Source organism: Bradyrhizobium sp. NAS80.1 (genome assembly GCF_001908205.1).
GTDB lineage: Bacteria > Pseudomonadota > Alphaproteobacteria > Rhizobiales > Xanthobacteraceae > Bradyrhizobium.
The window spans coordinates 1-24,838 of sequence record NZ_LGHL01000048.1 but is presented as its reverse complement, the minus strand read 5'-3'; the positions used below and the strand labels follow the sequence as shown (position 1 = coordinate 24,838).

The 24,838-nt window shown below is 63.0% G+C and carries 27 protein-coding genes; 22 read left to right on the top strand and 5 right to left on the bottom strand.

Annotation, left to right across the window (positions count from 1 at the left end; all coding sequences use genetic code 11):
- Window positions 1-8: 8 nt before the first annotated feature.
- Genes AC629_RS12080 through AC629_RS12070 form a run of 3 tightly spaced genes read left to right on the top strand, consistent with a single transcriptional unit; the run spans window position 9 to window position 3,592 of the window.
- Window positions 9-1,025, top strand: coding sequence for a branched-chain amino acid ABC transporter permease (locus tag AC629_RS12080; protein ID WP_084804986.1), 1,017 nt, complete (start codon window positions 9-11; stop codon window positions 1,023-1,025).
- 51 nt (window positions 1,026-1,076) lie between these two features.
- Window positions 1,077-2,366 (top strand): ArgE/DapE family deacylase, encoded by a 1,290-nt coding sequence (locus AC629_RS12075; RefSeq protein WP_084804985.1) that lies wholly within the window; start codon window positions 1,077-1,079, stop codon window positions 2,364-2,366.
- Window positions 2,363-3,592: a Zn-dependent hydrolase gene (locus AC629_RS12070; RefSeq protein WP_084804984.1), complete on the top strand. Its 1,230-nt coding sequence runs from the start codon at window positions 2,363-2,365 to the stop codon at window positions 3,590-3,592. The genes AC629_RS12075 and AC629_RS12070 overlap by 4 nt, the downstream gene beginning before the upstream one ends.
- A gap of 52 nt (window positions 3,593-3,644) precedes the next feature.
- Here the strand turns inward: AC629_RS12070 and AC629_RS12065 are convergent, their stop codons facing one another.
- The 3 genes from AC629_RS12065 to AC629_RS12055 form a co-directional block, all read right to left on the bottom strand.
- Window positions 3,645-4,724, bottom strand: a complete 1,080-nt coding sequence (locus AC629_RS12065; RefSeq protein WP_084804983.1) for a YeeE/YedE family protein — start codon at window positions 4,722-4,724, stop codon at window positions 3,645-3,647.
- A gap of 72 nt (window positions 4,725-4,796) precedes the next feature.
- Complete coding sequence (locus AC629_RS12060; RefSeq protein WP_084804982.1) at window positions 4,797-5,147, bottom strand: ArsR/SmtB family transcription factor; 351 nt, start codon at window positions 5,145-5,147, stop codon at window positions 4,797-4,799.
- Window positions 5,148-5,185: 38 nt separating this feature from the next.
- Window positions 5,186-5,557: a thioredoxin domain-containing protein gene (locus AC629_RS12055; RefSeq protein WP_143199079.1), complete on the bottom strand. Its 372-nt coding sequence runs from the start codon at window positions 5,555-5,557 to the stop codon at window positions 5,186-5,188.
- Between the two features lie 75 nt (window positions 5,558-5,632).
- On the opposite strand from AC629_RS12055, the gene AC629_RS12050 reads away from it, so the two are divergent.
- On the top strand, window positions 5,633-6,364 hold the full coding sequence (locus AC629_RS12050; protein WP_084804981.1) for a cytochrome c biogenesis CcdA family protein: 732 nt from the start codon (window positions 5,633-5,635) through the stop codon (window positions 6,362-6,364).
- Between the two features lie 2 nt (window positions 6,365-6,366).
- Here the strand turns inward: AC629_RS12050 and AC629_RS12045 are convergent, their stop codons facing one another.
- The gene (locus tag AC629_RS12045; RefSeq protein ID WP_084804980.1) at window positions 6,367-7,089 is read right to left on the bottom strand and encodes a hypothetical protein; all 723 of its coding nucleotides are present in this window, start codon (window positions 7,087-7,089) and stop codon (window positions 6,367-6,369) included.
- Window positions 7,090-7,166: 77 nt separating this feature from the next.
- On the opposite strand from AC629_RS12045, the gene AC629_RS12040 reads away from it, so the two are divergent.
- The 12 genes from AC629_RS12040 (at window position 7,167) to AC629_RS11985 (ending at window position 16,682) form a co-directional block, all read left to right on the top strand.
- Window positions 7,167-7,748 carry a SoxW family protein gene (locus tag AC629_RS12040; protein WP_245331818.1) on the top strand — a complete coding sequence of 194 codons (582 nt, stop codon included), beginning with the start codon at window positions 7,167-7,169 and terminating at the stop codon, window positions 7,746-7,748.
- Window positions 7,749-7,876: 128 nt separating this feature from the next.
- The gene (soxX, locus tag AC629_RS12035; protein ID WP_084805133.1) at window positions 7,877-8,332 is read left to right on the top strand and encodes a sulfur oxidation c-type cytochrome SoxX; all 456 of its coding nucleotides are present in this window, start codon (window positions 7,877-7,879) and stop codon (window positions 8,330-8,332) included.
- Between the two features lie 18 nt (window positions 8,333-8,350).
- Window positions 8,351-8,803, top strand: a complete 453-nt coding sequence (gene soxY, locus AC629_RS12030) for a thiosulfate oxidation carrier protein SoxY (protein ID WP_084804978.1) — start codon at window positions 8,351-8,353, stop codon at window positions 8,801-8,803.
- Window positions 8,804-8,821: 18 nt separating this feature from the next.
- Entirely contained in the window at window positions 8,822-9,148 is a 327-nt protein-coding gene (gene soxZ / locus AC629_RS12025; protein ID WP_074116882.1) for a thiosulfate oxidation carrier complex protein SoxZ, read from the top strand.
- Between the two features lie 30 nt (window positions 9,149-9,178).
- A complete protein-coding gene (gene soxA / locus AC629_RS12020) occupies window positions 9,179-10,000 on the top strand; it encodes a sulfur oxidation c-type cytochrome SoxA (protein WP_084804977.1) in 822 nt (273 codons plus the stop codon).
- Between the two features lie 27 nt (window positions 10,001-10,027).
- The gene (soxB, locus tag AC629_RS12015; RefSeq protein WP_084804976.1) at window positions 10,028-11,719 is read left to right on the top strand and encodes a thiosulfohydrolase SoxB; all 1,692 of its coding nucleotides are present in this window, start codon (window positions 10,028-10,030) and stop codon (window positions 11,717-11,719) included.
- 6 nt (window positions 11,720-11,725) lie between these two features.
- Window positions 11,726-12,994 carry a sulfite dehydrogenase gene (gene soxC, locus AC629_RS12010; RefSeq protein WP_084804975.1) on the top strand — a complete coding sequence of 423 codons (1,269 nt, stop codon included), beginning with the start codon at window positions 11,726-11,728 and terminating at the stop codon, window positions 12,992-12,994.
- Window positions 12,978-13,670: a c-type cytochrome gene (locus AC629_RS12005; protein ID WP_168195455.1), complete on the top strand. Its 693-nt coding sequence runs from the start codon at window positions 12,978-12,980 to the stop codon at window positions 13,668-13,670. The genes soxC and AC629_RS12005 overlap by 17 nt, the downstream gene beginning before the upstream one ends.
- 26 nt (window positions 13,671-13,696) lie before the next feature.
- Window positions 13,697-14,131: a DsrE family protein gene (locus tag AC629_RS12000; protein ID WP_084805132.1), complete on the top strand. Its 435-nt coding sequence runs from the start codon at window positions 13,697-13,699 to the stop codon at window positions 14,129-14,131.
- An 18-nt stretch (window positions 14,132-14,149) separates the two neighbouring features.
- Window positions 14,150-15,055, top strand: a complete 906-nt coding sequence (locus AC629_RS11995; protein ID WP_084804973.1) for an alpha/beta hydrolase — start codon at window positions 14,150-14,152, stop codon at window positions 15,053-15,055.
- A gap of 9 nt (window positions 15,056-15,064) precedes the next feature.
- The gene (locus AC629_RS11990) at window positions 15,065-15,508 is read left to right on the top strand and encodes a DsrE family protein (protein WP_084804972.1); all 444 of its coding nucleotides are present in this window, start codon (window positions 15,065-15,067) and stop codon (window positions 15,506-15,508) included.
- Between the two features lie 106 nt (window positions 15,509-15,614).
- Complete coding sequence (locus AC629_RS11985; protein WP_084804971.1) at window positions 15,615-16,682, top strand: YeeE/YedE family protein; 1,068 nt, start codon at window positions 15,615-15,617, stop codon at window positions 16,680-16,682.
- A gap of 6 nt (window positions 16,683-16,688) precedes the next feature.
- Here the strand turns inward: AC629_RS11985 and bioB are convergent, their stop codons facing one another.
- Window positions 16,689-17,666, bottom strand: coding sequence for a biotin synthase BioB (bioB, locus tag AC629_RS11980; RefSeq protein ID WP_084804970.1), 978 nt, complete (start codon window positions 17,664-17,666; stop codon window positions 16,689-16,691).
- Between the two features lie 139 nt (window positions 17,667-17,805).
- On the opposite strand from bioB, the gene AC629_RS11975 reads away from it, so the two are divergent.
- The 6 genes from AC629_RS11975 (at window position 17,806) to AC629_RS11950 (ending at window position 24,249) form a co-directional block, all read left to right on the top strand.
- On the top strand, window positions 17,806-18,432 hold the full coding sequence (locus AC629_RS11975) for a GntR family transcriptional regulator (RefSeq protein WP_084805131.1): 627 nt from the start codon (window positions 17,806-17,808) through the stop codon (window positions 18,430-18,432).
- Window positions 18,433-18,838: 406 nt separating this feature from the next.
- Window positions 18,839-21,160: a molybdopterin guanine dinucleotide-containing S/N-oxide reductase gene (locus AC629_RS11970; protein ID WP_084804969.1), complete on the top strand. Its 2,322-nt coding sequence runs from the start codon at window positions 18,839-18,841 to the stop codon at window positions 21,158-21,160.
- Window positions 21,161-21,405: 245 nt separating this feature from the next.
- Window positions 21,406-21,627 carry a hypothetical protein gene (locus AC629_RS11965; RefSeq protein WP_084804968.1) on the top strand — a complete coding sequence of 74 codons (222 nt, stop codon included), beginning with the start codon at window positions 21,406-21,408 and terminating at the stop codon, window positions 21,625-21,627.
- Between the two features lie 154 nt (window positions 21,628-21,781).
- Window positions 21,782-22,138, top strand: a complete 357-nt coding sequence (locus tag AC629_RS11960; protein ID WP_084804967.1) for a hypothetical protein — start codon at window positions 21,782-21,784, stop codon at window positions 22,136-22,138.
- A gap of 136 nt (window positions 22,139-22,274) precedes the next feature.
- Window positions 22,275-22,571, top strand: coding sequence for a hypothetical protein (locus AC629_RS46715; protein WP_084804966.1), 297 nt, complete (start codon window positions 22,275-22,277; stop codon window positions 22,569-22,571).
- 577 nt (window positions 22,572-23,148) lie between these two features.
- Entirely contained in the window at window positions 23,149-24,249 is a 1,101-nt protein-coding gene (locus AC629_RS11950; RefSeq protein WP_168195454.1) for an IS630 family transposase, read from the top strand.
- Window positions 24,250-24,838 lie beyond the last annotated feature (589 nt).

Genomic DNA, 24,838 nt, shown 5'->3' with positions numbered 1-24,838 from the left:
TAGAACGCATGTTTCAGCCGCTTAGGCCATGGCAATGGCTTCTCGTCGCGATCACGCTCGCCGCGCTGGCTGTCTTGCCGCTGCTTTCGAGCAACTCCTACGTGCTCCACGTGTTGATCCTGTCGATGATCTTCGGGATATTTGCCTCGGCGTGGAATCTGGTGACCGGGTTTGCAGGCCTCAAGACATTCGGTCACCATGCCTTCTTCGGCATTGGCGCATATTCCTCCGCGCTGGTCGCCCTCCATTCAGGCCTTAGTCCCTGGCTTACGATCTGGATCGCTGCCTTGATCGCCACCGTGGCTGGACTGTTCATCGGGCTGCCGATCCTGCGCATCAGATCGATGCCGCATGTGGCCATCGTGACACTTGGCTTTGCCGAGATTGTGCGCATCACCATCTCCAACCTGCAATCGATCACGCGCGGCGAACTCGGACTTTGGGGCATTCCACCGTTCGAAAGCTTCACGCTGCCGGTGCTCGGCGAGATGAAGTTCTCGCCGGCGGACAAGGCCGGATACTACTACCTTATCCTGGTGCTCTTGGTGTTCTCGACAGGCCTGATTACGCTTCTCATGCGGTCCAAGTCGGGGCTCGCCCTCGTCGCCATGCGAGACGCCGAAGATGCTGCCGAGAGCCTCGGGGTGAATCTGACCCGTCACAAGTTGTTGGTGTTCGGCGTCAGTGCCTTCCTGGTCGGGCTCGCGGGTGCGTTCTTCGGCCACTACATCGGGATCCTCACACCGAGCGCGGCTGTCGGGCCCGATCTCATGATTCTCGTCATCGCCATGGCGCTCGTCGGTGGCCTCGGCACATTGAGCGGACCGCTCGCCGGTGCGCTGGTCCTCACATGTGTCGTCGAGTTGCTGCGCGATCTCAACGACCTGCGGCTGCTGATCTACGGCGCGATCATCGTCATCGTTGTGATGTTCCTGCCCAAAGGGCTTGCAACGCTCGGGCCGATCGTGCGGCGGCGCTTTACCTACCTTAGGGCTCCCACCACGTCACCGGCCAAACACCTCTAGCCTTTGTCCGGCCGGACTGCGCACAGACCAATCATAAACAGGGAACAAATCATGTTGGATCAGGACGTCGCGTCCGCCATCATCGAGGCTGTCGATCGAAGCTTCGACAGGCAGCTTCGTTTCACTCAGGATTTCGTGCGCATCCCTTCGTTGCGCGGCCAGGAACACACGGTTCAGGATTTCATGGCCAGCGCGATGGCCGAGCGCGACCTGTCCGTCGACCAATGGCGCATCGACGTTGACGACATCAAGCATCTGCCGGGATTCGCCCCTGTCACGATATCCTACGAACATTCCTTCAACGTCGTCGGTACCTACCGGCCGGCGACACGCAAAGGGCGATCGCTGATCTTCAATGGTCATGTCGACGTGGTGCCGACTGGAGATGCAGCGCGATGGACAACCCCGCCGTTCGAGCCACGCATCGACGGCCACTGGATGTACGGTCGCGGCGCGGGCGACATGAAATCAGGTCTCGCCGCAACGCTCTTCGCCTTCGACGCGGTGCGTGCGGCCGGTTTCCAGCCCACCGCGCCGATCCATTTCCAGTCGGTCGTCGAAGAGGAATGCACCGGCAACGGAACGCTCGCCTGCCTGCAGCGAGGATATAAGGCGGATTGCGCCTTCGTGCCCGAACCATTGCAGCCAAAGTTGCTGCGCGCCGAGATCGGGCTGATCTGGTTTCGCGTGCATGTTGCCGGCGATCCGCAGCACGCATCCGGCTTCACTTCGGTCGGCGCCAACGCGATCGAGAAGGCGCTTGCCCTGTGGCCCCACATCAAGGCGCTGGAAGACCTGTGGAACGCACGCAAGTCCGATCACCCGGTCTACAAGAATCATCCGCATCCGATTCGATTCAACATCGGCGAGATCACCGGCGGCGAATGGACGTCGAGCGTGCCATCGACGGCAACGCTCCATGTACGCTGCAGCGTCCTCCCTGGTTGGAGCCTCGCCGAGGCGTGTGCGGAGATCGAGGCATGCGTGCGCAACGCTGCACTGACGGACCCATATCTGTCCAACAATCCTCCTCGGATCGAATATCACGGGCACATGGCGGAGGGCTACGTGCTCGAGAACGGTGCGGCTCAGGAGGCAGTCCTGGCAGACAGCCATCGGATGGTGTTCGGCACGGCTCTGGAAGAGGAGGTGACGTCGGCAGCAACGGACGCGCGTTTCTTCGGGCTCTATCAGGGAACGCCGGCCATCGTGTACGGGCCAATTTGCGAGAGCGCTCATGGGTTCGACGAGCGCGTCGATCTCAATAGCCTGCGCGCTGTGACCAAGACCATGGCGCTATTCCTTGCGGATTGGTGTGGAATCGAGCGAGCGAAAGCATGAGCATACTCCGGGTTGATGGCGAGCGGCTTTGGTCCTCGCTGATGGAAATGGGAACCTTCGGCCAGACGCCAGGCGGTGGTTGTAGGCGGCTGGCGCTGACGGACGAGGACAGGCAGGCGCGTGACCGGTTCTGTAGCTGGGCGAAAGCATTGGGCTGCAGCGTCACCGTCGATCGTATCGGCAACATCTTTGCCCGGCGCGAGGGCACGGACTCGCGCGCGGCGCCGGTCATGATCGGGAGCCATCTCGATACGGTGCCGACCGGCGGCAAGTTCGACGGCGTGCTCGGGGTGGTCAGTGGAATCGAGGTGCTTCGCCGCCTCGATGAGCTCTCGATCAAGACCAAAGCGCCCGTGGAAGTCGCCGTCTGGACCAACGAGGAGGGATCGCGCTTTTCGCCGATGACGCTTGGATCTTCGGTGTTCGCCGGCGATTACGGCCTCGAAGCGGGCCTCGGCCGCACCGACGGCGACGGGGTCACTGTGGCTGATGCACTCGCGCGCATCGGCTATGCCGGCAAAGCCCCCGTAGGCGGTCGCGAGATTTCGGCCTATCTCGAACTTCACATCGAGCAGGGGCCGTTGATGAAGGAAGGCGGCGAGCAAATCGGCGTCGTGAACGGATCCTTCAACGCTCGCTACTTCGTCGCGACTGTGACAGGTGAGCCCGCGCACGTGGGGCCGACGCCCATGGACATGCGTCGCGACGCACTGGTCGCTGCGGCCGCGTTGACCCTGGAGATCGACCGGATCGGTCGATCACGGGGGCGCGAAGGCCGGTCGAATGCGCCGCATCTTTCACTCTATCCTAATGTGCGCGGGGTCATTCCCGGCGAGGTCCGCTTGAGCTGCGATGTTCGGCATAGCGATCGAACGGAAATGCTGGCGATGGAGCAGGAACTGCGCGACGCTTGCGTCAAGGTGGCGTCGGAGCGCGGCGTCGAGATATCACTCGAGCAGTACTTCGAATTCGGCCCCATCGAATTTGATCCTGGCATGACGGCGATGGTGCGGGAGACGGCAAAGGCGCTCGAGCTTTCGCACCGGGACATTCTTACGGTTGCCGGCCATGACGCGGTACCGATGAACACAATCTGCCCAACCGCGATGATATTCGTGCCAAGCGAGAGCGGGATCAGTCACAACGAGGCCGAATACAGCACACCTCAACAATGTGCAGATGGAACCGACGTGTTGCTGAACATGGTGTCGAAGCTTGCGGGTTAATTGACCGATTATCGCGCGACAAATAGCGGCTCAGAAACGACGTACTGTCTCGTTACGTCGACATGCCGAATAGCCTGCGCACTGCTGGCAGCCACTCGCCGGTCATCGTGAACTCGAGCCCAAGTCGGGCTCCGCAGGCGATCGCCAGCATGGTGATCGGCGCCGAGAGAGCAAGCGTCGAGAATGCGGTCAATCCCTGGCCGATGGTGCATCCCATCGACATGACCCCTCCGATGCCCATCAGAAGCGCGCCGGTCATGTGACGCTTCAATTCGCGAGCGTCATCGCAGGCTTCCCAGCGGAAGCCACGCGCGAGCATTGCCGCGGCAAAAGAGCCCGCTACAACGCCGGCAACGGAGCCGATGCCGAAATTCAGGCGCGCACCTGAGAAGGTAGCGATGTATAGGATCGTGTCGCCGAGCGGAGCGACAAAAGTGAGCGAGGAAACTCGGGCGGGATAAAATTCGTCATCCGCGAGCCATCCCGTCGCGAACCAGCCGAACGCGATGGCGGCGCCGACGGCAAGGCCGGAAAGCAATAGTCTGCGCGATCGGATCAGTTTTCCGTCCGCGAGCGCCCAGAAGGCCAGCGTGGCCGCAACCGATGCGACGAGAATTGCGTGCGTCGAGGTGCCCACAGCGAGCAGCGATGTCATCGTCTGATTGGTGCCCTCGGGCAGCCGGATGGCCAAGGGCTCGATCAACGCCAGGCGCAGCATCCCCGTAATGCCGCGCATGGTCGCGAGCGCCGAGAGACCGAGCACAAGAAAGACCACGATGGCGCGCAAATCGCCGCCGCCGACACGGACGAGCGTGCCGAAGCCGCAGGTGCCGACCAGCGCCATGCCGACGCCGAACATCAGCCCGCCGACGATCGCGCCACCGAAGCCGATTGACGACGTCAGGTAGATCGACCGCGACAGATCGACGACGCTAAATTCAGCCAGTGCCTGCGTCGCAAGCATCGCGACGGCGGCTGCAAGGGCGAAGGACTTCAACCGGCGGAAATCCGATCCGAAGAACGCGTCCTCGAGCATTGCAAGCGTGCAGAAACGTCCCGCCCGGCCGGCAACACCGAGCACCGCGCCTGCGGCAAGCCCGCATGCGAACGCTATGATCGAAGGACTCAGCATGCCTCCCGGACGTCTTTGTTCTGCTTACTCGGCAGTCTGCGCTAGGAAGATCCGAAAATCCAGAGTGGAAAATCACCGGCGGCGCCGGCGCACCGGCTCGCAGAACACGTCGTAGATGGCGGTGAGAATCTTGCGGACGTCTTCGTTGGCCAGACTGTAGTAGATCGCCTTGCCGTCGCGGCGGGTCGTCACCAGCCGGTCCAGCCTGAGGCGCGCGAGCTGTTGCGAGACGGTCGACTGCCGCTCGCCGAGGAACTGCTCGAGTTCGGTCACCGATTTCTCGCCTTCGGCCAGGATGCAAAGCAGGAGCAATCGAGACTCGTGCGACAGGGCCTTCAGCATGTCGCTGGCCTCGCGCGCCTTCTCGATCATCTGCTCGAGCTCGGCGGAACCCTCGATATCCTTCAGCTTTGGCAATGGCATCGCGTCAAATTCCCCTGGCTCAAAATCTCGGAGATCGGTCACGATCTTTCCGGCCCCGATCCCGTGCCGGCGAGGATCCGGTCCAACAGGCCGAAGAAGAAGGCATCTCCCGGATAACCTCGAATGCGCCCGATCTCGCGGCCCTCTTTTACCACGACGAAAGTCGGCGTGAAGGCGCCCGGATCGATTCCGGCGAGGTCGGCGGGAAGGGGGCCGTTTAGGTCGACGCGACGCAGCGGCGCGATTTGGCCTTCCTCGGTCTTGCCGTAGATCGGCGCGATCTCGGCGTCAAAGCGCGCGCACCAGACGCAGCCCGCCCGCTCGAACATGACGAGCTCGGCGGCACGCGAACCCGTCGCCGGGAGCGTGAAGGCACTAATGGCCAGGAGGATTGCGATGATTCGGCTCATGCCTTCTAAACGATCTCTGGACTTCCTCGGCGCTTTATATCATTAAATTCGTATATGTTATAGGGATGAGACGCAATGACCTTGGACGTCACGCTCGGTGCAGCCTTCGTCGCGGGCCTGTTGTCGTTTCTGTCGCCCTGCATCCTGCCCCTGGTCCCGCCCTTTCTTTGCTACATGGCGGGCGTTTCGGTCACGGATCTCTCCGACGGCCGTTCCGATCTGCGCCCCCGCATCCTGATTTCCGCGCTGGCCTTCGTCGCGGGCTTCTCCCTCGTGTTCGTTGCGCTCGGCTCGACCGCATCGATTGCCGGACGCTTCGTTTCCGCCCATTTGTCGACGCTCGGCATCGTCGCCGGCGCACTGATCATCGTCATGGGCCTGCATTTTCTCGGCGTGCTCAGGATTCCGCTGCTCTATCGCAGCGCGACGGTGCAGGTCGACAGCCGGCCGGCCGGCGTGGCGGGCGCCTTCGTCATGGGCCTGGCGTTTGCGTTTGGCTGGACCCCCTGCGCAGGGCCGATTCTCGCTGCTGTGCTGATGATGGCAGGGGCCGAGGACACGACGGGCCGAGGAGCGCTCTTGCTGCTCGCTTATTCGGTCGGGACCGGCATTCCCTTCCTGACCGCCGCGGCCTTCACCGGCCGCTTCATCGCGGCGCTGGGCCGCGCGCGCCGGCATCTTGGCGCAGTTGAGAAAGCAATGGGGGCCTTTCTGGTCGTAACCGGATTGATGTTCCTGACCGGCTTGATGCCTGCGGTCTCCGAATGGCTGCTGCAGCATTTCCCTGGATTGACCAGCATCGGCTGAACTTAGCCAAAGCGGAAATCGAGGAGCTGCGCATAGGATTGCAGCTCTATCAGATAGCGATGCACGAGCGGTCCGTCGCCCGCCATTGCTGCATGGGCGATCTCGCCGCTGCTTGCGACCGCGCCATCGATCAAACGGCGGAATTCACTCTTTTCCGCGACGTCCGCGCGGGCCCAATCGTTGCAGCGCTGCAGGCGATCGCGCAGCGCGCTCGCGGTGGCGACCGTATCCTCGGCACGCGCAGGTGCAGGCTGCTCGCCGAACTGCGTGGCCGCAACGCGCAGCTTCTCCATGGCCGGCGCGATCTCGAAGACGCAGTCGCCGAGATCGTAAAGGCCCGAACTGCGCCTGAGTTCATGAAAGGATTGGCGAAGCGAAAGCAGCTCGCGGCCGGCGCCGCCATTGTCCCCGCCGTCTAGCGCGCGTGTCGCCGCCTTGAGCTGTTCGCTGCCTTGGGCGAGAAATTCGGCCAGCGCAGCCGGCTCGTAAGGGGGCAGGGGCCCGGACGCTGTGGTCTCCTGAAGCCGCTTCCACGCCGCCATGGCTTCATCGGACTCCATTTGCGCCAGCGCGGTGTTGCCGGTGCGGGAATAGCTCGCGGCGGTGCGCAGATTGGCCATGATCGGCTCGATTGCCGATGCGAAATCTCTGGGCTTGCCGACGTCGGCACCGAGAACGAGCCCGCACGAGGCCAGCCATGCCAGCAGGGTGATGGTGCAGCGCAAGACAGTAAATCCTTGTTACATTCGAGTATTTGAATATCATAATGGAAATGATCGATGTGCAAGAGGACAAATCCCAGATGTCGCCCAGCAAGCCGACACGGCGCAAAGTTCTCGCATGGGCGCCCGGTGCCGCTCTTGTCGCGAGCTTGCGCGCGGCGCGTGCCGAGCCGGCGCCCGGAGATGACGGGCTCTATCACGAGCCGTGGTTTCTGCAGAGCTTCCTCGATCTGCGCGAGGATCTCGACAGCGCTGCCGCCGGCGGCAAACGCCTCGCCATCATGTGGGAGTTGCGTGGCTGCCCCTATTGCCGCGAGACGCATCTGGTGAACTTCGCCGACGCCGACATCACGAAATACATCCGCGACAATTTCGAGGTGTTGCAGCTCAATCTGATCGGCTCTCGCAAGGTTACGGATTTTGACCGCCAGGAATTGTCCGAGAAGGATCTCGCCCAGAAATACGGGATCAGGTTTACGCCGACGTTCCAGTTCTTTCCGCCGTCGTCGGGCGGCATCGAGGCCAAGGAGCCGATGGCCCGCGAGGTGACGCGGGCGCCGGGCTATCTCAAGCCGCAGCACTTCCTGGCGATGTTTCGCTTCGTACGGGAGCAGGCCTATGAGCGCGGCTCGTTCCGGGATTTTCTCGCTACCAACGGCTAGCTGAGAGCGCTTCGCGAATTTCGCTTGACGTCGTCGTTCATATCAACATATCGTAATAACTGAATTTGATGGACTGTGAGTCCATCGCGGTCAACGGCGGGCGTCACCTCGCCATAAGGGTAGGAAACATGCGGCGCTCGCTTGCGGCTGCGTTTGCACTGTGTCTGTCGGCTGGAGGCGTCTGCGCCCAGGAGCCGATCAAGGAGCCGATCAAGCTCGACATCGTCAACGACTCCCTGCCGAAATCCCTGACCGGCGCACCCGGCAATGCCGATGCCGGCAAGAAGGTGTTTTTGGCGCGCACGCTCGGCAACTGCCTGGCCTGCCACCAGGTCACCAGCCTGAAATCCGAGGAATTCCACGGCGAGTTCGGTCCATCGCTCGACGGCGTGGCCGGCCGCTACACCGAGGCGCAATTGCGCCTCATCGTCGCCGACCCCAAGCGCATTTTTACCGACACGGTCATGCCGGCGTTCTTCAAGAACGACGGCTTGAGCCGCGTGCGCCCGGAATTCGTCGGCAAGTCGATTCTGACGGCCGCGCAGGTCGAGGACGTCATTGCATTTCTCAAGACGCTGAACTGACGGCGAGGAGGATCAGGAATGAAAGCCATCAATCGACGGCAGGCATTTGCGCTCGGGGGCGGCTTCGTCATGCTGACCCTGATGCCCATGGCGGCCGATGCCGAAGTAACGAACGACGCGGCAAAGTGGATCGAGAAGTTCACTGGCGGCAAGGCGCCCGCCAAGGGCAAGATTTCGCTCGATCTGCCGGAGATCGCGGAGAACGGCAACACGGTGCCGCTGTCGATCAGCATCGAGAGCCCGATGACTGCGGACTCCTACGTCAAGGATGTCATGATCCTTGCGGACGGCAACCCTAATGCGGGCGTTGCAACGCTGTCCTTCACGCCGTTGTCGGGCAAGGCGGAAGCCTCGATCCGGATCCGGCTCGCGACCACGCAGAACGTGGTTGCGATCGCGAAGATGAGCGACGGTTCGCTGTTCACGGAGCAGAAGACCGTGAAGGTCACGATCGGCGGCTGCGGCGGCTAAGGGCTTAGGAGAAAGAAGATGGCAGACAAACCGCGCATCAAGCTTCCGAAGGAAGCGGCCAAGGGCGAGGTCATCCAGATCAAGACCTTGGTCTCGCACGTCATGGAATCGGGCCAGCGCAAGGACGCGCAGGGTAAGACGGTGCCGCGCAAGATCATCAACAAGTTCGCCTGCGAGTTCAATGGCAAGCCGGTGTTCTCCTGCGCGCTGGAGCCGGCGATCTCGGCCAATCCCTACATCCAGTTCGATGCGAAGGTGGACGAGGCCGGAACGTTCAAGTTCTCCTGGACGGACGACGACGGCACGGTGATCACGGCTGAAGAGAAGGTTGCGCTGAAGGCGTAAGGCGCCTGAAGCTTCAAGGGAGGGGCACGGATGCCAGTGCGATATCTCGGTCTCGCTGCTGTGGTCGCCGCCGGCGTATCGGTTGCGGCCAGCGCGTTCGCGCAGGACGCCGAGCGCAAGGGCATCGCAGCGCCGCCCGGTCACGTCTTCAAGAGCATCATCTCCGGCTACGAGTTTCGCAGCAAGGAAACCCGTGCGCTGCAGGACGACGATCTCGAGAACCCGGGCTTTCTCGCCGTGGAGCGCGCTGCGGACGTCTGGAAGAAGGTCGAGGGCAGCGAGGGCAAGTCCTGCATGAGCTGCCACGGCGAGGCCGAGACCAGCATGAAGGGTGTCGGCGCCGCCATGCCGAAATGGGACGACAAGCTGAAGAAGCCGGTCAATCTCGAGCAGCGCATCAACATCTGCCGCACGGAGCACATGAAGGCCGAGCCCTGGAAATTCAAATCCCAGGAACTGACCGACATGACCACGTTCGTGCGATACCAGTCGCACGGCATGCCGGTGGCGGTGAAGGCCGACGGCCCGATGTCGCCCTGGTTCGACCGTGGCAAGCAGATCTATTACACGCGCTACGGCCAGCTCGATCTCGCCTGCGAATCCTGTCACGAGCGCAACAACGGCAAGTTCATGCGCGCCGATTTCCTGAGCCAGGGCCAGACCAACGGCTTTCCGACCTATCGGCTGCGCGACCAGCGTCTGGTGCCGCTGCACGAGCGTTTCGAAGGCTGCATGTTCGACGTGCGTGCCGAGCCGTTCAAGCCCTTGTCGGATGAGTTTGTCGCGCTCGAGCTCTATGTCGCCTGGCGCGGCATCGGCCTGCCGGTCGAGACGCCCTCGGTGCGCAATTGAAATGACGAGCATGCAGGAGCATTGCGCATGATCTCTCGCCGCGAGTTCATTCAGGTTGCTGCGGCAACGGCGGCACTTTCGACCGGCGTCACTTCCGGTCTGACGCGGGCGGTTGCCCAGCAGCGCCTGACCGAGAAGGAGCTGCTCGCGTTCGAGCCGCTCGGCAACGTCACGCTGGTGCATGTGACCGACATTCACGGCCAGCTCATGCCGCTCTATTTCCGCGAGCCCTCGACCAATCTCGGCGTGGGCGAGGCGAAGGGGCTTCCGCCACACGTCACCGGCAAGGATTTCCTGACCCGCTTCGGGATCGCGCCCGGCTCGTCGGCGGCCTACGCGCTGACGTCGGAGGATTTCGAGGCGCTGGCCAAGACCTATGGCCGGATTGGCGGTCTCGATCGCGCCGCGACGGTGATCAAGGCGATCCGCGCAGAGCGCGGCGACAAGGTCGCGCTGCTCGACGGTGGCGACACCTGGCAGGGATCATGGTCGTCGCTGAAGACGCGCGGCCAGGACATGATCGACTGCATGAAGTTGCTCAAGCCCGACGCCATGACCGGGCACTGGGAGTTCACCTACGGAACCGAACGGGTAAAGCAGGCGATCGAGGGGCTTGGCTTCCCGTTCCTCGGTCTCAACATCCGTGACACCGAATGGAACGAGGCCGCATTCGATGCTTCGACCATGATCGAGCGTGGCGGCGTCAAGATCGCGGTGCTCGGCCAGGCCTTTCCCTATACGCCGGTCGCCAATCCGCGCTGGATGATTCCGAACTGGTCCTTCGGTGTACGCGAGGAGGATGTCCAGGCGCAGGTCGACAAGGCGCGCAAGGACGGCGCACAGCTCGTCGTGCTGCTCTCGCACAATGGCTTTGATGTCGACCGCAAGCTTGCGAGCCGCGTCAAGGGCATCGACGTCATCCTGACCGGACACACCCATGACGCGCTGCCCGAGGCCGTGAAGGTCGGAAAGACCCTGCTGATCGCATCGGGCTCGTCCGGCAAGTTCGTCTCGCGGCTGGACCTCGACGTCCGCGATGGCGAGGTCAGGGCTTACCGCTACAAGCTGATCCCGCTGTTTTCCGACGTGATTTCGGCCGATGCGGAGATGGCTGCGAAGATTGCCGAAGTGCGCAAGCCCTTCGCGTCCGACCTTGCCAAGGTGCTGGGCAGGACCGACACGCTGCTCTACCGGCGCGGCAACTTCAACGGCACGTTCGATGACCTGATCTGCCAGGCGTTACTGCAGGAGCGCGACGCCGAGATCGCGCTCTCCCCGGGCTTCCGCTGGGGCACCAGCGTGCTGCCCGGACAGGACATCACCTTCGAGGACGTCACCAACGCGACCGCGATCACCTATCCTGCGGTTTATCGCATGGGCATGACGGGCGCGCGCCTCAAGGAAATCATCGAGGACGTCGCCGACAATCTCTTCAACGTCGACCCCTACTATCAGCAGGGCGGCGACATGGTTCGCATCGGCGGACTCTCCTACGCGATCGACGTCGCAAAGCCGCAAGGCAGCCGCATCTCGGATATGCGGGTGCTCAAGACCGATACGCCGATCGATCCCAACAGGGAATATCAGGTCGCCGGCTGGGCCAGTGTCAATGAAGGCACTGAAGGGCCGCCGATCTGGGAGGTCATTGCGAATTATCTGACCCGACAGAAGGCGGTTCGCCTCGAACCCAACAGAGCTGTCAAAGTGACCGGAGCGTAAGAAACGATGTCGAAGATGGACAGTCCCCGGCAGTCCCGACGCAATTTCCTGGCCGCTGGCGCCGGCGTCGCGGCGTCGATGCTGGCGAAGCCTGCTATTGCCGGTGGCAATCCGGCAAACCAGCCGCCCAACGTGCCGGAATGGACCAAGGCGCTCGGCGAAGGCGTCGCTGTGCGCCCCTATGGCAAACCGTCGAAATTCGAGAAGGAGGTCATCCGGCGCGACGTCGAATGGCTGACCGCCTCGCGCGAGTCCTCGGTGAGCTTCACCCCGCTGCACGAGCTCGAAGGCATCATCACGCCGAACGGCCTCTGCTTCGAGCGCCACCACGGCGGTATTGCGGAGATTGATCCGGCCGATCATCGCCTGATGATCCATGGGTTGGTGGAGCGGCCGCTGATCCTCACGCTGGAGGAGCTGAAGCGTTATCCGCGTGTCAATCGCATTCACTTCATGGAGTGCGCGGCGAATTCAGGCATGGAGTGGCGTGGCGCCCAACTCAATGGCTGCCAGTTCACCCATGGCATGATCCATTGCGTGCAGTATACCGGCGTCTCGCTGCGCACGCTTCTGGAGGAAGCCGGCGTCAAGAGCAACGGCAAGTGGCTGCTGGTCGAAGGTGCCGATGCCGCCGCAATGGATCGTAGCCTGCCGATCGAGAAGGCGCTCGACGATTGCATCATCGCCTACAAGATGAACGGCGAGGCGCTCTATCCCGAACAGGGCTATCCGATGCGGCTCGTGGTGCCCGGCTGGCAGGGCAATCTCTGGATCAAGTGGCTGCGCCGCATCAAGGTGGGTGATCAGCCCTGGCACACCCGCGAGGAGACGTCGAAGTACACGGACCTCATGCCGAACGGCAAGGCGCGCCGGTTCACCTGGGCGATGGACGCCAAGTCGGTGATCACGAGCCCGAGCCCGCAGGCTCCGATCAAGCACGGCAAGGGTTTCACCGTCGTCTCGGGGCTTGCCTGGAGCGGCAACGGCAAGGTCAAGCGCGTGGACGTCTCGCTCGACGGCGGCCGCAACTGGTGGCCGGCGCGGCTCGATGGGCCCGTTCTCGACAAGGCGCTGACGCGCTTCTACTACGAGTTCGACTGGAATGGCGAGCCGCTGCTCTTGCAGTCGCGCGTGCAGGACGAGACCGGCTATGTGCAGCCGAGCAAGGCCGAGCTGCGCAAGATCCGCGGCGTCAACTCCATCTATCACAACAATGGCATCCAGACCTGGCATGTACAGGCCAATGGTGAGGTCGAGAATGTCGAAGTCGCTTAAGGTCATTGCAGCGGCGCTGCTCCTCTGCGCGGTGAGCGCACCGGCACTCGCGCAACAGAAGCCGGATGCCAAGGGCGGCCCGCGCTATCACGTCGGCCGGGCGCCGACCGCGGACGAAATCCGCGGCTGGGATATCGACGTGCGGCCTGACGGCCAGGGCCTGCCGGACGGCAAGGGTACGGTCACCCAGGGCGAGAAGCTCTTCATGGACAATTGCTCGACCTGCCACGGCGAGTTCGGCGAGGGCAACGGCCGCTGGCCGGTGCTGGCCGGCGGCAAGGGCTCGCTGACCTCTGACAACCCGGTCAAGACGGTGGGCTCCTACTGGCCCTACGCTTCGACCGTGTTCGACTACGTCCGTCACGCCATGCCCTACGGCAATGCGGAGTCGTTCTCCGTCGATGAGTATTATGCGCTGGTCGCCTATGTCCTTTACCTGAACGACGTCGTCACCGACCAGAACTTCGAGCTGAACAACAAGAACCTTGCCACGATCAAGATGCCGAACGAGCAGGGTTTTGTGATGGACGATCGCGCCACCAGCGAGAAATCCTTCTGGCAGAAGGACCCCTGCATGAAGGATTGCATCGCGCCGGTGAAGATCACCGCGCGCGCCGCCGTCATCGACGTGACTCCTGAGGATAGCAAGAACGGAAAGCCGCGGGGCGTGGAGTGAGCCGCGGCCGGGCCAGCCGCCGCGGATTGCTTCGCGGTCTCGTCGCGGCTGCCTTCATTGCGACAACTCTGGCCGTCCCGTCCCGAGCGGCTGAGCCGCACAAGCTTGCGCTTCAGATCAGCGACGACGATCCGGCCAAGATGCGCGCCGTTCTCGATGTTGCAGCCAATGTCTCGCGGCATTATTCGGGACAGGGCGAGGATGTCGAGATCGTGGTGGTCGCCTTCAACGGCGGCCTCGACATGGTGCTCGAAGACCGCTCGCCGGTGAAGGAGCGCCTGGCAAATTTCTTGAAATCGATGCCCAATGTAAGCTTCATCGGCTGCGGCAATACGCTGGAGACGCTTGCGGTGAAGGAGGGCAGGCGACCTCCGCTGATCGAGGGCGTCAGCGTCACCCAGGTCGGTGTTGCTGCTTTGATGGATCTGGCGGAAAAGGGCTGGGCGGTTGTCCGGCCGTAAGAAAGGAAATAGCCGCTGATGCAATGGTTGACGGCACTGGCTATCTTGTTCGTGCTTTCGCAGCCTGCGGGCGCGGGCGAGCAGGAGCTCGAGCTCTCGGTTGGCGGGCGAACGACGCTCGCGACCTTGCGCACGCCCGCATCGATGCGACCGGACACGCCGCTCGTCGTGATGACCCATGGCACGCTCGCCCACAAGGACATGGAGGTCATTCAGGGCGTTGCGAAGGCGCTCGAGCAGCGCGGCATCGCCTCGCTGGCTCATACGCTGTCGCTGGGAGTTGATCGCCGCAGGGGCATGTACGATTGCGCCACGCGGCATGACTATGTCGCGGATGATGCGGCCGCCGAGATCGGCGCTTGGGTGAACCGCGTGAGGGGCCTGTCGAGCCAGGTCTACGTGTTCGGCCATTCGCGCGGCGGCAACCAGGTCGCGCGCTATCTGGCGGCGAGCCAGGCTCCGCCGGTGGCGGGTGCGGTCCTGCTGGCGCCGGTGACGGCGAGAGCGGAGGCCGATCTGCGCGCCTCATATGCCCAGACCTATGGCAAGCTCCTCGAACCGTTCCTGGAGCAGGCGACGAAGGAAGTCGCGGCGGGGCGCGGCGGAGAGTGGATGGACGTGCCGGGCTTCATCTATTGCCGTAACGCCGTGGTGACTGCGCGCGCCTTTGCGTCCTTCTACGCGGCCGACGCCGGCCAGGACACTGCGGCGCTGGTGGCGCGGCTCAAGCTGCCTGTGCTGGTGCTCGCCGCAACCAAGGATACGGTCGTGCCCGATGTGGTAGCATCCTTCGCGCCGTCGGCCGATTCGAGCGGCGGCAGGATAAAGCTCGAGAAAATCGAGGACGCCGATCATTTCTTCCGCGACCTGTTCGCGGAAGATGTGGCTGATCGGATCGCCGAGTTCATCAAGCAGACAAGATAGGGAGGGACCATGCAGCGTCGATCCATGCTTCGCGCGAGCCTTGCCGGACTATTTGGCGCGTTCGCGGTGCGCGAAGCGGCCGCGGCGACGGAAACGCCGGCGCGGCAGCGCGTCGTTTATCACCTCGCCGATGCCGACCGCGTCATCTTCGTTCTCGGCAATCTCCAGAACCACGTCGACGGCGTCGGCGGGCCAGGCAAGGCCGACATCAGGCTGGTCGTGCATGGGCCCGCGCTGCGCGCCTTCCACGCGCTCGCCGCCGAAGACCACACCATTGCGATGATGAAGAAGCTCGCCGATGCCGGCGTCGGATTTGACGCCTGCGCCAACACGATGAAGGCGCAGGGCGTCAAGCTCGACGACCTCACGCCCGGCTTCGTGGTCGCCGAGAAGGGCGGCGTGGTGCGGCTCGCCGAGCTGCAACAGCAGGGATACGCCTATCTGCGTCCCTGACCGGGCGCAGAAATCTCCTACAGATTGGCCGAGCTTGATCTGGCTCATACAGCGAGGCCATGCCGCACGGTAGATTGCCAGACCTCAATGCAACACTGAGGCGGCCGTGCTGACCACCGTCATCGATTTCCTGGGGGAAGACCGGCTGTCATGGCTCGCCGGTCTCCTGGTCGGCGGCGTCTTCGGGTTCTTCGCCCAGCGCAGCCGCTTCTGCCTGCGCGCCGCCGCCGTCGAATTCTCCCGCGGCGAGGGCGGGCCGCGCCTGGCGATCTGGCTCCTGACCTTTGCGGCGGCGCTGGTGGGCACGCAAGCGCTGGTCGCGCTCCGCTGGCTCGACGTGTCGGAGGCGCGCCAGCTCGCGCAGCAGGGCAGCATCTCCGGCGCGCTCGTTGGTGGTGTGATGTTCGGCTGCGGCATGATCCTCGCACGGGGCTGCGCCAGCCGGCTGCTCGTGCTCTCGGCCAACGGCAATCTCAGAGCGCTGCTGTCGGGTCTGGTGTTTGCGGTCACCGCGCAGGCTTCTTATCGCGGCCTGCTGTCGCCCGCGCGCGAATGGGTGACTAATCTGTGGCTGGTCGACGGCGGCCCCTCGCGCGACATCATGGCCGTCTTCGGCGCCGGCACGCCCGAGAAGCTCGCATTCGGCGGATTGTGGTTGATCGCGGGGCTCGCCTTCGCCTTTCGCAGCCAGCTGCCGCGCCGCCTGATCCTGTCCGCGCTCGCAACCGGCGCGGCAGTGGTGGCAGGCTGGCTCTTCACCTACCAGCTCTCGCAGGCGTCCTTCGCGCCGGTGACGTTGAAGAGTCTCACCTTCAGCGGACCATCGGCTGAATTGTTGATGCTGGTGCTGAACAGCGCGCAGCTCCGGCTCGGTTTCGATCTCGGCATCATTCCCGGCGTGTTCCTCGGCTCGTTCGTCGCCGCAACGAGCGCTGATGAACTGAAGCTCGAGGGGTTTTCGGACGGGCTCGGCATGCGGCGCTATTTGCTCGGCGCGGTGCTGATGGGGTTCGGCGCGATGCTCGCCGGTGGCTGCGCGGTCGGCGCCGGCGTGATCGGCGCCTCGGTGTTCGCACTCACAGCCTGGCTCGTTCTCGGCGGCATGTGGCTGGGCGCAGCGCTCACGGATTTGCTCGTCGACCGCGCCGGCATGCCGCGACCGCAGCGGGCATAGGCGCCGTCACGCTGTCTCCGCTGTGAGGCCAAGTCTGTGCAGAAGACTTGAGTCGCGATCATCGCCAGGATTGGCTGCCGTCAGCAACGTGTCGCCGATGAAGATCGAGTTCGCGCCTGCGTAAAAACAAAGCGCCTGCATTTCGTCCGACATGGAGCTGCGCCCAGCGGTCAGACGAACATGCGATCGCGGCATAAGAACGCGGGCGAGGGCCACGATGCGAACGAACGCGATCGGATCGATCGGCGCGGCATCCGCGAGCTTGGAGCCTTTCATCGGGATGAGCATGTTGATGGGGACGCTTTCCGGAGGCGTCGGCAGATTCGCCAAGGTCACCAGCATGTCTATGCGATCATCCTCGCTTTCGCCGAGCCCAAGTATTCCGCCGCTGCAAACCTTCATGCCCGCTTCGCGAACATAGGCCAGTGTTTCCAGTCGTTCCTTGAAAGTGCGGGTCGTCGCGACCTCCGGGTAAAATCGCTCGGAAGTATCGATGTTGTGATTGTAGTAATCGAGGCCCGCGTCGGCAAAAGTCTGGGCCTGCTCGGGCGACAACATGCCGAGCGTCATACAGGTCTCGAGGCCAAGGGCTTTCACGCCCTTCACCATTGCGACAATTGTCGCCTCGTCGCGCGGCTTGGGACTGCGCCAGGCGGCTCCCATGCAATATCGCGTGGCGCCGCTTTCCTTCGCGTTGCGCGCCTCTTCGACGGCTTGCTCTGGGGTCATCAGCTTCGACGCCTTCACCCCCGAGAGATGATGAATGGACTGGCTGCAATAGCCGCAATCCTCCGGGCAGCCACCGGTCTTGATGTTGAGCAGCTTGCTGAGCTGCACCCGATTGGGATCGAAGTTGGCCCGATGCAGTGTGTGCGCATGGAACAGGTGATCGTTGAAGGGACGCTCATACAAGGAGCGTGCCTCCTCAAGTGTCCACCTTTGCAGCTTCCTGCTCTCCGCCGTTAGCGAATAGTCTTCCGGCATTCTCGCTTCTCCTTGCGCCGTCGTGCTGATCACGAGCAAATTTCATAGATAATCTATTCATCTGCGTCGTGCTCTCGTACTTGACCCGACAAGGGGAGCCGGTCAATTTGGAATTACGTAGATTATCTATGAGATGCAGATGGCTGAAACAGTTGCTGAGCGGATTGCAAACGTGATTGGAGAACGCATTGTTTCCGGTGAGCTGGCTCCCGGAACACCTCTTCGGCAGGACCATGTGGCCGAGGAGTTCGACGCGAGCCATGTGCCCGCGCGTGAAGCCTTCCAACTGCTACGATCCCGCGGACTGGTTGTTAACGTGCCTCGCCGCGGCGTGCGTGTATCTCCGCTTGATCCTGCATCAGTGCAAGAAGTCGTCGAAATCCGTGCCGCTCTTGAGACGCTAGCACTCACCTTGGCCGCTCCCAGAATGAACGCCGCGTGCTTCGATCGAATCGAAAGAGCGCTCCTTGCAGGCGACCAAGCTCAATCGATAGTCGACTGGGAGCGAGCCAATCGAGCATTCCACAGGGAGATCGTGTCACCCTGCAAGATGCCCAGACTGCTGTCCATGCTCGACGATCTTCAGCTGGCAAACTCCCGGATCATCTTTTCTGCAACGCGCTCCGCTGGCTGGAAGCCCGGTTCAAGTCTTGCGCATCGCCAGATTGTAAACGCGCTCAGGAAACGGGAGTTCGAGAGGGCCGTGTCGCTTCTTCGCGCGCACATCCGGAATCTCGAGCGAACCACCGGAGAAGCGGCGGGTTGATCGAGTAGGAACACGCAGCAGGTGGAGAGATAAGCTCGGGCGAGATCAGGCGCGGGAATGCGAAGGTGTGTCTGCGGGTTGAGAATTGAAATCAGGAGGTTGAATCACGCTCTCGTGCCCCCCGATGCTGCGCTGCAGAGCCGGGGCCCATGTTGCTGCGCTGTGTCGTGTTGCCTTCTGGGTCCCGGCTCTGCGCAGCAACGCCTGAGCGCTGCAGCGCGTCCGGACACGAGAGTGAATGGCGTTGCCGGCCTGTGCGATCTGCGCGACGCCGCTATGCTTGCCGGTTCCAGGCAATGGTAATCCGTTGCCCTTCAGGCGAGCGCCTCATTATATTGATTGTATATTGTGTCGATGATTGCGACGGGAGCGGATGCGAACAACGGTCCGCGAAAGGGAACACGCGATGAATGAGACGATTGGCTTCCCCGACCCCGGCGTTGACCTGTCCGATGGCTTCAAGCCGCATACCTCGCACTGGGGCGTGTTTTCCGCGCGCCAAAGCGAGGCCGGGCTCGAGGTCAGGGCCTATGCGGGCGATCCCGATCCGAACGGCATCATCGACAATTTCCCCGGTGCATTGCGCCACCAGGCGCGTATCGCGCAGCCGGCGATACGGCGCGGTTGGCTTGAGCGCGGGCCCGGCCCCGATGATCGCCGCGGCCGCGACGAATTCGTTTCCGTCAGTTGGGAGAAGGCGCTTGATCTCTTAGGCGACGAGCTCTGCCGCATCCGCGACACGCGCGGTCCCGGCGCCGTGTTCGGCGGGTCCTATGGCTGGTCCAGCGCGGGCCGCTTCCATCACGCGCAGAGCCAGGTGCATCGCTTCCTCAACATCGCCTTGGGCGGCTATGTGCGCTCGGTGAATACCTATTCCTCGGGCGCGTCCTCGGTGCTGCTGCCGCAGATCCTGGCGGGCTATGAAGACATCACCAAGCGCAACGTCACCTGGGAGCAGATCGCTGACGACACCGACATCGTGCTCGCGTTCGGCGGCATGGCGCTGAAGAACTCCATGGTGGCCGGTGGCTCGATCAGCAAGCATGTCGAGCGCGGCGCCATGGAAGCTGCGCGCCGGCGCGGTTGCGAGTTCATCCTGGTCAGTCCGCTGCGTGACGATCTGCCTGTCGAGGCCGGCGCCGAATGGATGACCTGCGTGCCGGGCACCGACACCGCGCTGATGCTCGGCATCGTCCACACACTGGTGACGGAAAACCTGCACGACCAGGCCTTCCTCGATCGCTACACCGAGGGCTGGCCGGTCTTCCTGCGCTATCTCACCGGTGAGAGCGACGGGCAAGCCAAGCACGCCGAATGGGCCGCCGCGATCTCAGGCGTCGACGCCGACACGATCCGCAAGCTCGCGCGTCGCCTTGCCGGAAAGCGCGCGCTGATCACCGTCTCCCATTCGCTGCAGCGCGCCGAACACGGCGAGCAGCCGGTGTGGATGGGCATGGTGCTGGCTGCCGCGCTCGGCCAGATCGGCCTTCCCGGCGGCGGCTATGCCTATTCGCTCGGGGCGATCGGCTATTACGGCCGCCGCGTCAACGACGTGCCGGGGCCGACGCTGGGGCAGGGGCGCAACGGCGTCAGGGATTTCATTCCCGTGGCGCGCATCGCCGACATGCTGCTCAACCCGGGCAGCACCTATCGCTACAACGGCGAGACGCGCACCTATCCGGACATCCGTCTCGTCTACTGGGCCGGTGGCAATCCCTTCCATCATCACCAGGACATCAATCGTCTGCGCAAGGCTTTCGCGCAGGTCGACACGTTCGTCGTGCACGAGCTCGCCTGGACCGCGACGGCGCGGCACGCCGACATCGTGCTGCCCTCGACGATGACGCTCGAGCGCGAGGATATCGGCTATTCCAGCAACGATCCCCTCATGGTCGCCATGCACCAGATCGCCGAGCCGTTTGGCCTGGCGCGCGACGACTACGAGATCTTCGCCGAACTCGCCGAGCGGCTCGGCGCGCGCGAACCCTTCACCGAGGGACGCACGTCACGCCAGTGGCTGGAGCATCTCTACGAACCGACCCGCGCCTCGCTCGAAGTGCGCGGTCTGGAGGCGCCGAGTTTCGAAAAATTCTGGCAGCGTGGCAGCCTGGTCGTGCCGCAGCAGCCCGACGACGGCGGCCGGCTGCGCCGCTTCCGCGAAGATCCGGTCACTCATGCCCTGCCGACGCCGAGCGGCCGCATCGAGATTTTCTCCGAGAAGATCGCGGGCCACGGCGATGCGGATTGTCCGGGCCATCCGGTCTGGCTGGAGAAGACCGACATGCCGAAGCCTGGCGCCCCGTGCTTCCTCGTCGCCAACCAGCCGGTGACACGCCTGCACAGCCAACTCGATTTCGGCGGACATTCGCTGGCTGCCAAACATCGCGGCCGCGAGGTCGCGCGCATGAACCCGCGCGATGCGGACGTTCGCGGCATCAAGGACGGCGACATCATCCGCCTGTTCAACGAGCGCGGCGCCTGCCTTGCGGCAGTGCACGTCACCGACGGCATTGCGCCCGGTGTGGTGCAGCTACCGACCGGCGCCTGGTACGACCCGATGGATCCCGAGGACGAGGCGCCGCTCTGCGTTCACGGCAATCCGAACGTGCTCACCCGCGACATCGGTACTTCGTCCTTCGCGCAAGGCTGCACGGGGCAGCTCACGGCGGTGGAGGTGGAGAAGTTCACGGGCAACCTACCGCCGATCCGGGCGTTCGATCCGGTGTAGGAGGCTGACGTAGGATGGGTAGAGCGAAGCGAAACCCATCATGCTCCGGCGCCTAACTGATCCGCGATGGGTTTCGCTTCGCTCTACCCATCCTACGAGTTGAGCGCGCGTGTCTTGCTCGCCGGGCGCAATTCTCGCTCAGATAACGCCTCTGGACAGGCCACCGTTTTCCAGACACCGCGCGCATCAGCTGCCAAACATGCCACCTTTGTCCCCGTCCCGCTGGAATGGTACCAATCCACCCCATGGCCGAAGGCGATGCCATCCGCATCATTCCTCACCGTGGTGTAGACGACGACTGCGGGAGCCTTGAGGTATGGTTCGCGGACGGACGGAAATCGGTCCGGTTCTATTGGGACAACCTCGTCTCACGCCGGCTGAACCCCAGCACCCTCACGCGACAAGACGCCATCGAGAAGGCCACGGCGCTTGCGAAGACTGAGCTGGACAAGCTGAACCCGGAGTGAAGCCCTGGCGCAGCCGTCACCCGGCTCGCAGCGCGGCCCGCCTGTGCGTTTCCTCGTCAGGCCGGCCCCGATTCGTTTTAACAGATGGTTAACGCAGTGGGCGTAAGTATCGCGTGTTCGTGGTGATGCTAGGGGGTGAACCTGAGTTAGGGGAGTGAACCTGATGAACACTCGGACACTTGCAGCGGCGCTCGCAGGAGCGACACTGTTCGGCCTTACCGCGCAGGCCGCGCCGACGCCCAAGCACAAGGCGAAACCGGCGGCCACCGTCACTGTAACGGTGACGAACTCGCGCAAAGCGGACCTAGTTCAGCTGGAGGCGGCCGGGGCCGGCTCTACAGACTGGAAGAAAGTGGTCGGCCCGGTGAAATCCGGCACGCAAGCGTCGGCCAAACTGCCGCAGGCCAACGATTGCCGCTTCGATCTGCGCGGGACGTTCGACGATGGCGTGTCGATGGATGCGTCCGGCATCAACGTTTGCGCCGATAAGACGCTCAACCTGACCGATTGACTCGCACGCTCTGGGCGATCACGCAGTGAAGCTCGCAGCGCGGCCCGCTGGTGCGACTCCCTGACCGGGCCGCGACCGACACCGGGCGGGAATCGGACGCTCCAGCGGCCAAACAGCGTGCTTCACCGGCTTTCAAATGAAGAACCCGGCCGGCGAGGTGCCGACCGGGCTGATCAGGCAACTGGCAATAATTTGCCAGTTGATCACGCCGCGAGCCGCAGTCGTCCTGCTCAACGGCCTTCACCGGCTCGCCGACGGTCGGCCGCAGCTCGGCAACCTGCCGCCGATCCGGGCGTTCCATCCGGGCTACGGGGTTCTCACTTTGCCGACGGGCAAAACACCCCACTTGGTGTCAAGCGCCGCGCACGAAAATATTCCGCTTTACCGAAATTCGGAAATATCGTATGTGTCGCCCATCCCGGCTCACCCTTGAGGGGCGATCGTGTGTCGTCACGATTCGCAGGGCCGGGCTTGCGGTGGACGCGGCAGCGTCGGGCGCGGGCGGTCAAGGGCGGGGCGGATTGCTCTCCGTGAGCCCGAGGCTTCGTGCTGGACGAGCGGCGCTGTCTGGTTCGTCTCGCCAGCATTTCGATGGCAATGTGCACAACGCCGTCGAACCCTGTGGCGCCAACGAGCCGTGCGTACGGCAAAACCGTGTGGTCCTTTCCGCAAGCGCTCTTTTCGCCCCGTTGGAAACGTCGAAAGTCCTTGAAAATAAGGGCATTTCTCGATCTTTCGCGACGGGCGAAAGGTCCGCCGGAATTCGGCTGGGCCCTATTAGGCCCTATTTCGCCGCATGCGCCGCTAACGCCCCCGTTCCTGTGTCCCTCTGGGCCGCCCCTCCGCGCGGCTTGCCGCCCTGGCCCTGTGGCCGGTCCGGTGCTGTAGCCTGCGCTCCCGGCCTGCTCTACGGCCTTCCGAGCGGCCTCGCGCCTTTCCGCCTGATGCCTATCGCCCGAACCTTGCGTTCGAGGTTTGAGCCGTCGGGGGCGCCGCAAGAGGAAGTAGCCATGAAACTACACGCCAACGCGCAAACGTGCCCACACTGCCGCTCTCTAATCGTTTCGAGGGTACTCAGTGGCCTACCAGCGGCATCCGTCGCTCGGGACTTCCAAGTCAGCCTAAAGACGGTGCTCAAGTGGACCGCGCGTTTTCGTACGCAAGGTCGGGCTGGATTTGCTGATCGAAGTTCCAAACCGCATCGCATTGCCCGGCGCCACTTGCAGCCCGGCAGTGAGCTAAGCGATGCCGTTTTCGCGTTGCTGCACACACCACCGAGGGATAGCGGCTTCAACCGAACAACATGGCGATTGGACGATCTTCACTCCACTCTAAAAAAGCATGGAGTTCTGACAAGCCGTAACAACCTCAGCGTTGTGATCAAGAAAGCGGGATATCAATGGAGGAAGGCGCGGGTCACGCTCACCAGCTCAGATGCACTCTATCGCGAGAAGGTGGACGCGATTAAGAAAGTGCTTTCGGACTTGAAAGAGGATGAGGCATTTTTCTCAATCGACGAATTTGGGCCCTTCGCCATAAGGATGCGTGGGGGCAAAGCGCTGCAGCCGCCCGGTAGCATTCGGCACGTCCCTCAGTGGCAGAAGTCAAAGGGTTCGCTGATCGTAACTGCTGCGCTTGAACTGTCGCGAAACCAGATCGTTTACTTTTACTCTGATCGCAAGAACAGCGCGGAGACATGCAAACTGATCGATCAAGTGAGGCGTCAGTACAAGGGTTATCGTCGTATTTACCTCTCCTGGGATGCGGCGCCGTGGCACTCATCCAAAGAGCTTCTCAGCCGCGTCGAATTTTTTAATGGTTGGGCCGAGCACGACGAAGCGCCACAGATCGAGATATTGCCTTTGCCGGCACAAGCGCAATTTTTGAATGTCATTGAGGCGGTGTTCAGTGGGATGGCTCGCGCAATTATCCACAACAGCGACTACGCCAGTGTGGTCGAGGCTAAGACAGCGATCACACGCTATTTCGAAGACCGGAACCGCACGTTCGCCATCGCCCCGCGACGCGCCGGCCGCTCGATTTGGGGACAAGAGCGAGTACCCGCCGCGTTCGCGGTGACGAATAACTGCAAGGATGTTCGCTATCGCTAGAGCGTGGGGACTAAGCAGACCTGAGCCCCGACACGCCCTAACATGGTGACGGTGTGCGCTCGATGCTGGCACAGGTCGCATCGAGGTTGCGATGATGCGCGAATGCTGGCGCGAGATCCGGGCGGGCGAGCGGCCTAAACCTTCGTGTCGGTCCGTTACGCGTTTGGATGCCCGACGATTACCAACGTTCAATTGAGCCGCCGATCGCGATCGTATTGTATAGGGCGTGCGGTAGCGCTCCTGCTATCGCTGCCCTCCTTGGGCGTTTCCTCCCTACACTTGGGCCGCTTGTGGCAACGCAGGCGGCCTTTCTTTAGTGTGGGACCCCCAATCGGTTTCTCGGGTCCTTCGGGGAGCGTGAGAACTGCGGGGTACGCGCGACGGCACGTATCGCGGATATCTGGCGCAAGAAAATCCGTGGTTGCAGTTACAGGGCTCGCCAGAACGTCCGCTATGCGCGGTGGACTCAACCGGTCGGTGCAACACTCTAATTTTTTAGCAAAGATGGAGTGTGGGCATGAAGCGGCGACGTAGCATCTATTATTCTGCGGTTCAGGGGTCTGAGATCTGGGATCGCTGGCAGGCTGGC

Excerpts from the sequence above, each read along its gene's own strand:
- AC629_RS12070 (WP_084804984.1), top strand. The coding sequence starts at position 2,363 with ATGAGCATACTCCGGGTTGATGGCGAGCGGCTTTGGTCCTCGCTGATG.
- soxY (WP_084804978.1), top strand. The coding sequence starts at position 8,351 with ATGAAAGCCATCAATCGACGGCAGGCATTTGCGCTCGGGGGCGGCTTC.
- AC629_RS12040 (WP_245331818.1), top strand. The coding sequence starts at position 7,167 with ATGTCGCCCAGCAAGCCGACACGGCGCAAAGTTCTCGCATGGGCGCCC.
- AC629_RS12050 (WP_084804981.1), top strand. The coding sequence starts at position 5,633 with ATGACCTTGGACGTCACGCTCGGTGCAGCCTTCGTCGCGGGCCTGTTG.
- AC629_RS11975 (WP_084805131.1), top strand. The coding sequence starts at position 17,806 with ATGGCTGAAACAGTTGCTGAGCGGATTGCAAACGTGATTGGAGAACGC.
- soxC (WP_084804975.1), top strand. The coding sequence starts at position 11,726 with ATGTCGAAGATGGACAGTCCCCGGCAGTCCCGACGCAATTTCCTGGCC.
- AC629_RS12055 (WP_143199079.1), bottom strand. The coding sequence starts at position 5,557 with ATGAGCCGAATCATCGCAATCCTCCTGGCCATTAGTGCCTTCACGCTC.
- AC629_RS11965 (WP_084804968.1), top strand. The coding sequence starts at position 21,406 with ATGGCCGAAGGCGATGCCATCCGCATCATTCCTCACCGTGGTGTAGAC.
- bioB (WP_084804970.1), bottom strand. The coding sequence starts at position 17,666 with ATGCCGGAAGACTATTCGCTAACGGCGGAGAGCAGGAAGCTGCAAAGG.
- AC629_RS12075 (WP_084804985.1), top strand. The coding sequence starts at position 1,077 with ATGTTGGATCAGGACGTCGCGTCCGCCATCATCGAGGCTGTCGATCGA.
- soxB (WP_084804976.1), top strand. The coding sequence starts at position 10,028 with ATGATCTCTCGCCGCGAGTTCATTCAGGTTGCTGCGGCAACGGCGGCA.
- AC629_RS12060 (WP_084804982.1), bottom strand. The coding sequence starts at position 5,147 with ATGCCATTGCCAAAGCTGAAGGATATCGAGGGTTCCGCCGAGCTCGAG.
- AC629_RS11950 (WP_168195454.1), top strand. The coding sequence starts at position 23,149 with ATGAAACTACACGCCAACGCGCAAACGTGCCCACACTGCCGCTCTCTA.
- soxA (WP_084804977.1), top strand. The coding sequence starts at position 9,179 with ATGCCAGTGCGATATCTCGGTCTCGCTGCTGTGGTCGCCGCCGGCGTA.
- AC629_RS11995 (WP_084804973.1), top strand. The coding sequence starts at position 14,150 with ATGCAATGGTTGACGGCACTGGCTATCTTGTTCGTGCTTTCGCAGCCT.
- AC629_RS11990 (WP_084804972.1), top strand. The coding sequence starts at position 15,065 with ATGCAGCGTCGATCCATGCTTCGCGCGAGCCTTGCCGGACTATTTGGC.
- soxX (WP_084805133.1), top strand. The coding sequence starts at position 7,877 with ATGCGGCGCTCGCTTGCGGCTGCGTTTGCACTGTGTCTGTCGGCTGGA.
- soxZ (WP_074116882.1), top strand. The coding sequence starts at position 8,822 with ATGGCAGACAAACCGCGCATCAAGCTTCCGAAGGAAGCGGCCAAGGGC.
- AC629_RS12080 (WP_084804986.1), top strand. The coding sequence starts at position 9 with ATGTTTCAGCCGCTTAGGCCATGGCAATGGCTTCTCGTCGCGATCACG.
- AC629_RS11970 (WP_084804969.1), top strand. The coding sequence starts at position 18,839 with ATGAATGAGACGATTGGCTTCCCCGACCCCGGCGTTGACCTGTCCGAT.
- AC629_RS12005 (WP_168195455.1), top strand. The coding sequence starts at position 12,978 with ATGTCGAAGTCGCTTAAGGTCATTGCAGCGGCGCTGCTCCTCTGCGCG.
- AC629_RS12065 (WP_084804983.1), bottom strand. The coding sequence starts at position 4,724 with ATGCTGAGTCCTTCGATCATAGCGTTCGCATGCGGGCTTGCCGCAGGC.
- AC629_RS46715 (WP_084804966.1), top strand. The coding sequence starts at position 22,275 with ATGAAGAACCCGGCCGGCGAGGTGCCGACCGGGCTGATCAGGCAACTG.